This window comes from Bacillus sp. 005/A4HT-01/001, from assembly GCF_004634445.1.
GTDB classification, from domain to species: domain Bacteria; phylum Bacillota; class Bacilli; order Bacillales; family Bacillaceae; genus Bacillus; species Bacillus altitudinis.
Genome location: NZ_SEIZ01000016.1, coordinates 1 through 6,343 on the forward strand (window position 1 = coordinate 1; position 6,343 = coordinate 6,343).

Annotated in this window: 7 protein-coding genes; 4 read left to right on the plus strand and 3 right to left on the minus strand. The window is 37.6% G+C overall.

What is annotated here, in order from left to right; genetic code table 11:
* The first annotated feature begins 505 nt into the window (after window positions 1–505).
* Window positions 506–655 (plus strand): hypothetical protein, encoded by a 150-nt coding sequence (locus ES896_RS20205; RefSeq protein ID WP_167764465.1) that lies wholly within the window; start codon window positions 506–508, stop codon window positions 653–655.
* A 741-nt stretch (window positions 656–1,396) separates the two neighbouring features.
* On the opposite strand, the gene ES896_RS20210 is transcribed toward ES896_RS20205, so the two are convergent.
* Together ES896_RS20210 and ES896_RS19885 are read right to left on the minus strand one after the other, a co-directional pair.
* Window positions 1,397–1,555, minus strand: a complete 159-nt coding sequence (locus ES896_RS20210) for a hypothetical protein (RefSeq protein WP_167764466.1) — start codon at window positions 1,553–1,555, stop codon at window positions 1,397–1,399.
* Entirely contained in the window at window positions 1,552–2,655 is a 1,104-nt protein-coding gene (locus ES896_RS19885) for a tetratricopeptide repeat protein (RefSeq protein WP_167764467.1), read from the minus strand. Before ES896_RS19885 ends, ES896_RS20210 begins: the two co-directional genes overlap by 4 nt.
* Window positions 2,656–3,441: 786 nt before the next feature.
* On the opposite strand from ES896_RS19885, the gene ES896_RS19890 reads away from it, so the two are divergent.
* Window positions 3,442–4,467 carry a protein rep gene (locus ES896_RS19890; protein ID WP_135227216.1) on the plus strand — a complete coding sequence of 342 codons (1,026 nt, stop codon included), beginning with the start codon at window positions 3,442–3,444 and terminating at the stop codon, window positions 4,465–4,467.
* Window positions 4,468–4,644: 177 nt separating this feature from the next.
* Here the strand turns inward: ES896_RS19890 and ES896_RS19895 are convergent, their stop codons facing one another.
* Complete coding sequence (locus ES896_RS19895) at window positions 4,645–4,869, minus strand: hypothetical protein (protein ID WP_135227217.1); 225 nt, start codon at window positions 4,867–4,869, stop codon at window positions 4,645–4,647.
* A 246-nt stretch (window positions 4,870–5,115) separates the two neighbouring features.
* Between ES896_RS19895 and ES896_RS19900 the strand changes: the two genes are divergently transcribed.
* Complete coding sequence (locus ES896_RS19900) at window positions 5,116–5,670, plus strand: hypothetical protein (RefSeq protein WP_135227218.1); 555 nt, start codon at window positions 5,116–5,118, stop codon at window positions 5,668–5,670.
* Between the two features lie 15 nt (window positions 5,671–5,685).
* Window positions 5,686–6,012 (plus strand): hypothetical protein, encoded by a 327-nt coding sequence (locus ES896_RS19905; RefSeq protein WP_135227219.1) that lies wholly within the window; start codon window positions 5,686–5,688, stop codon window positions 6,010–6,012.
* Window positions 6,013–6,343 lie beyond the last annotated feature (331 nt).

Genomic DNA, 6,343 nt, shown 5'->3' on the forward strand with positions numbered 1-6,343 from the left:
GTGGAAAAGAGCATAAGGGAAAATTGCAACCATTTCATGCTTGAAATCCCAGTGTGATTTGTTTCGTGGCGGTTGCGATTTTTGAAAGGAATGTGCCTAAAAATGAAATTCTGCCACACCTTTTTTTAGGAGAAAAATGCGGTGATGTGTCAGAAACGGCAAATCTGCCACACCATAAAAAGGAAAAATGATCGACCGGTTGCGGGTCACTTGTCAGAGTGCCCAGTTATACGCACCAAAAAATGTGCGTGTTTTTAGAAAAGCCAACGAGGGTTTTTTCACGAAAGTTTGGTAACGTTTTGAGTTTGAAAAGGAGCGCATTGCACACAAAGAAAGGGAGCGTTTTGTCAAAAAAATCAGTTACAACAAGGGTTCAATCATGGGTGAATTAAGTTCGTGTTTGTTTTGTGTTGTTTCGGAAAAGTGTGCGTGTGTTACCAATAAAGAGACAAAAACAATTAGAAAATGGAACAACAAAAGGAGAAAATGAGAGAGGAGAATGTTTGTGAGTTATGTGGTTACTGCACGATATGAAGATGATAAAGTGTGGGAAGTAGAAGAAGAGTTTCAAAGCCATGAAGAAGCAGAGAAAACGATAAAATATTTGAAAAATCATGTGTTGGCTGATGCAAAATGGGAGATCACACCGAAATAAAAAGAAGCGCATATGGCATGTGTCAACGGTAAATCGGACTGAACGAAGTGAGGGAGAATTTAAGGAGTTGACTCATTCACCACACCCAAAGCCTATTGATTCAAACAAACCCCGTTTGTTTGCGCCTGCCGAAGGGGCATCCCCCGAAGATCGGGGGTAGGGGGTTTGAATATTTGCGATCCAACGTGCTAGCGTTGGCGGGTTTGGGCAGCGCCCAAAAAGAGTCACTAGGGAACCAGTGCCCACTTATGCACCTAAATAGGTGCTGTGTGTTTTCTCTCCGTTCAAAGCAGAATGCCTGGCATTGTACCGTTGGGTATTTTGGAAAAAGAATGGTATAATAGATTTCTAATATCCTATCTCTATTTGTTTGGCGAAGGTGCGAAGCGTAAGACGACGACAGTCGTCGAGTGGCAACGAAAAGCGAAGCACCGAGAGCCAAACGAGAACCCCCCCATGCTAACAGGGGGGTACTACGGACAAAGAAAACTGTCAAAAATCAGTCATATCAAGGGATTGAGCTGTTTTCGTTAAGAAACGTCTTTTATCTGAATGATAAGATGCATGATTAAATATATAAAAATACTTAGGCTGTAATTCTAAAATGCCTATGAGAGCGTTCAGATTCGTTTCTGAGCGCTTTTATTTTTGTTCAGGTATAAAAAGATGCAAACAAAGAAAAAACGCCTTATAGGGCGTTTAAATGTTTTTATGTTGGTCCTATTCCTTTTTCATAACAACTCATGTGCCTACTACACCTCTTTCAGCAACTTTGTATTCTGTTTGTGATGTTGGAAACACACCTTTTTCAGTGATTTGTTGATCAATTTGAGCATTTGGATAAATTGTTACACCAGTGATCAATAGAGCCAGCATAGATAAGCTTATTATCCATTTCATTCTAACGCCTCCGTCATTTTGATTAGTTCGTCTTTTGCAGTTAGTGCATGTTCATAATATTTAACGGCTTGCGTGATATTCCCTTTATTTTTCAAGTGATTGCCTATTTCTCGTGACAATTCGGCTATATCTATCCATAGGTGTTTTTTCTCTAGGTACTTCATGGCATGGTGAATATTGTTTATGTGACTATTGTTGTAAAGAGCGTCTATGATCATAAGTTTTGCTCTGTATTCATCTTCGTTATTTTCCTCGGCTAGATTCCATGCTTTTTTGTACCACACAAGAGCTTTATCAGTTTTTCCAGATTTAAAACAGACTTTACTAAGCATGTAATACGTGCGGATGGTGTTTCTCGATTCTCTATGTTCTGGTATGTCTATTGCTTTAAGCAAATGGCTTTCAGCTTGTGGCAAATAACCACGCTTTTCATAACTGATACCGATATTGTGATGAGCTAAACTTTTGGTGTAGAAATCTCCTGTTTCTTGTGCTTTCTTAATAATATTTTCATAATGTTGATCGGCTTCTTTATAACGCAATAAGTCAACTTTATTTAGTGCTAAGAGTAATTCACTATTCATTTGTCTGTATGTATATTGCTCGTTGGATTTGAATGAATTTAGTGCTTTTTCTGCATGGCTCATGGAAAAGAAGTTTTGAAAGATTCGATAATATGCTTCAGCAATTTTGTAGTGGAATTCAGCGTGCTCAATTTCATCGGGGATTTTCTTTAGCTTATCTTCAGCAATTTTGTAAAAGTTTATCGCATCAATGTAATTCTTATTGTGAAACTCAAATTGTCCGTTAAAAAAGTAAAAGTAGTATTGAATCATGTCGTCTGTCTTTTGAATGTCTTCTTGTTTAATGCTTGTACGACTTTTGATTCTTAATCGCTGCGCGTCATCTATCAAAAGATTGTTTCTAAAATCCAAAAGGTTGAAATAAAGGAGCAGGTCTTGATTTTGTTCCATATGCGGAAGCATTCTTTTAATCTGTTCTTTCAACTGGATTGATTCGTCTACTTTTCTTTTTTTGATTAACCCATACCATTCATTCATCATATTGGCGACTTCTTCATATGCAATTGTTTTGACCATCATCATACCCACCTTTGCTTGTCGTAAATGTTTCTCTCAATCTTACAGATTTAGTAAATATTTAGAAAGTGAGAAATTCCCCAACGAAACCGATTCTTTTTGAGTGGGTGCGTGTGAATATGGATGCTGACAGCAATGACTTTTGGATGTACAGCTAGGGAGAATATGACCTGTTTTTTGCATGTTGTCATTGAAAATATCGGGTACAGTCACTTGGAAATAACACGTAAACTATTAGGTTTTTGATTAAATGTGATATTTCCACTGGTTACAGCCGACAGGAATCCATAAATAGCAATGGCCAGAAGATCGGACCGAATCGCCATGAAATGACCTTACTTGTTCTATGCTCTTCTGTCTGTCTCTTTTTCAATCCCGCCATTTTGTGAGTGAGGTGAAGGCAGCTGTATTTTGAAAGTCGGGTTTAGTCAGGTTTGGCATAGTGTTTAAAAATTGAACACTATGAATGGAGTGGAAAAAATCAAAAAAAAATCTCCCCATGCGGGGAAATTTGGTTTAGTCTTTGGTCTTTTAGGTTTTGAGGTTTTGGTTTTTGAAAAGTTGGCGGTTTCGCCAGCTTTTTGGGCGATTTTGACGGAGTCAGAATCGTGTCTTTTCTTATCTTGATACATATAGAAACACTGTCATTTTGAAAAAGTGGGGTAAATCCAGTGGTGTCAAGGCTTTAAATGCATTTTGACAGCACAAAACTCCATCTGCTATTATTAAGGTGTCGAATCTTGAATAATAGAATGCTAGAGAACTAGCCAGAAGGAGTTTTTTGCTTTGTCATATTTAGATGAATCAAATTATAGCATCCTTGACGATAAAACCGCAACAGGTAAAAAGCGGGATTGGCGAGGAAAAAAGGTGAGATCGTCGCTTGTGGCGGCTCATTATGAAGGACTTGAAAAGCGTACCGGTGCACCTTATTACGGAAAAAAAGCTGAAAAAGTATGTAATTGTGCAGAGTGTCTTGTGTTTAGACGAGATATTGAAACGGGCAGGTTACGACTATCAAATGCTTATTTCTGTAAAGTGAGGTTATGCTCGATGTGTGCGTGGCGAAGATCATTAAAAATTGCGAGTCATAATAAATTGATTGTGGAAGAAGCGAACAGGCAGTATAAGCCTGCGTGGATATTCCTTACGTTGACAGTGAAAAATGTCGAAGGCGATGATTTAAAACAAACGATTACTGATATGATGCAAGGCTTTAGAAAGCTATTTCAATATAAAAAAGTGAAAACTGGAGTACTTGGTTTTTTCAGAGCTTTAGAGATTACGAAAAATCATGAAGAAAATACATATCACCCACATTTTCATGTATTAATTCCAGTGAAAAGAAGTTATTTCACAGGTAAAGGCTATATCAAGCAAGCAGAGTGGACAAGTCTATGGAAGCGTGCTATGAAATTGGATTACACACCAATTGTGCATGTGCAGCGTGTCAAAGGAAAAAAGGGAATCGATGCGGAAGCGATTGAACGAGAAGTGCGTAAAGAGATGGAAGAACAAAAGGCCATTCTTGAAATCTCGAAGTATCCTGTGAAGGATACGGATATCATACGTGGAAATGAAGTGACCGAGGAAAATCTTGATACGGTTTATTATTTGGATGGTGCATTAAGTGCTAGGCGATTGATCGGCTACGGTGGGATCTTGAAAGAGATTCATAAGGAACTGAATTTGACGGATGCCGAGGACGGCGATCTTGTTCGGATTGAAGAAGATGATGATGAGGTAGCCAATGAGACGTTTGAAGTCATGGCACGTTGGCATGTTGGCATCAAGAATTACATAATCAGTTAGAAAAGCAGGCTCTTACTGGAGCCTGCTTTTTTTATGTAATGTGAGTACGACCCCATTCCCTATAATATGGGGTCTCAATAATGGCTATCAAACTGCCACAAACCCTTATGGCTCTAAGGCTGAACCTTATCAACAAAATAAGAGATTTGTTGCTGGACTCTATTTGTCCCATTTACTTTAGCCTTTTTTAGCTTTATACGTATATTTGATTCCGAAGTACACAAAAGCAAGTAGGAATACTGTTATCCAAACCATTTTGAGGTTCACTAAGAATATGATTGATGCGACTAAGATCAGAATTGTTAAATCCAGTTTTTTCTCTATTTTTTTATGTAAAAGAACAAAGACAATTAAAAATATAGCTGTTACTAGTACCGGTAAATTTATGATTATTTCAGTCATATTCAATCCTCCTTTTATATTAAATTTTACTACGAATTAAAGGAGCAAAGAATAGGATTGACGACCTCGAAACCTGTGTGGGACTTTTGATTTTAGAAGGCTGATTTTTGTAACAAAAGGTATTCATGACAGGGTGTTTTCTGCCTTTGAGGAGTTTTATCTCATTTTGGAAAATTCGATTGTTGACCTCTGAGGACTTATGTAAAATTCCTTACGATAGTAAAATATTGTTAGGGAGGAATTATTTTGAAAATGAAGTCTATGGTTAAAGGTGTTCTATCTCTTATTGTGGCAAGTTTATTGATTGCTACAATTCCGCCAGAGGTTCGAGCTGAAACAAATGTCCAAGAAAAACCAGTTTTCGTTACTAAGGTTCAGACGATTTTTGATGATGAAACGAAAGATGATATTGAAGCACTTGAAGAGGCTTTTAATGATCCTGCCCTGTTACAAAATACTGTTCGTTATGCGGGACTAGTCGGTCTTCAATCTGAATCTATTAAAACGAAGGCTGGTACTACTGTTGCTATTAAAGCCACTCTAAAAGCACTATTGAAAAACAAAAACAAGTTATTTAATCTTGTAGAAGCATGGGGCGGAAAACGTGCAGCCAAGTCACTTAAAATCCGTTTCAATAAATATGTAGAACCATTGATCAAAGACCTTTTAAAATATGAATCTCTTGCATGGGGTTTAGTTGAAGGTAACATCGCTTCAGCATTATACGACACTGGCATTAAGAAGAGTTCAGCTAGAACTATTGCTTATTGGGTCGTCAAAATTGCTCAGTGGTTTTTTTAATTGGGAGGGGAAATTTTGAATAAAGAAGAATTGTATTGTCAATTAATGCACATGAAAAATGCAATTATGGCTTTGCAAGAACATTTAGCACCTGAATTTAGAACAAGAGATTTGGCTCTTCTAAAGTATAGTTTTACAGAAAAGCAGATTTCTGAGTTAGATGATTATTTCATGCAGATCACTATGGAAAAATCTAAAATAAGTAAAGAAGATTTTAGAAAAAAGTTGGCTGAAATAAAAGCTCTTCCTCACTTGACTAAAGAGGTTGCGGAGGATGTTTTATTGTCTTATAAAGCTGATAATTTACACACTAAAGTTATCAACAATATATTGAAAAAATGAACATGCTGAAGATCCCGAAGAAGCCGACAATTGATTCGGCTTTTTCTTTACACGCTTGACGGAAATCGAGAGATTTTAGCACGCACACAGGGGTGTGTATAAGTGCGCCATAAATGGACTGAGATTGGCGATTGAGACGAGTCTTGCCTTTAGGATCAAGACAGTGACACCGGTGGACATGAGAAACGAGTAAAAGAGAGTGAGACGAAAAGAGATGAGACGAGTCTTGTCTTTAGGATCGAGACAACGACACAGTGGAAAAGAGCATAAGGGAAAATTGCAACCATTTCATGCTTGAAATCCCAGTGTGATTTGTTTCGTGGCGGTTGCG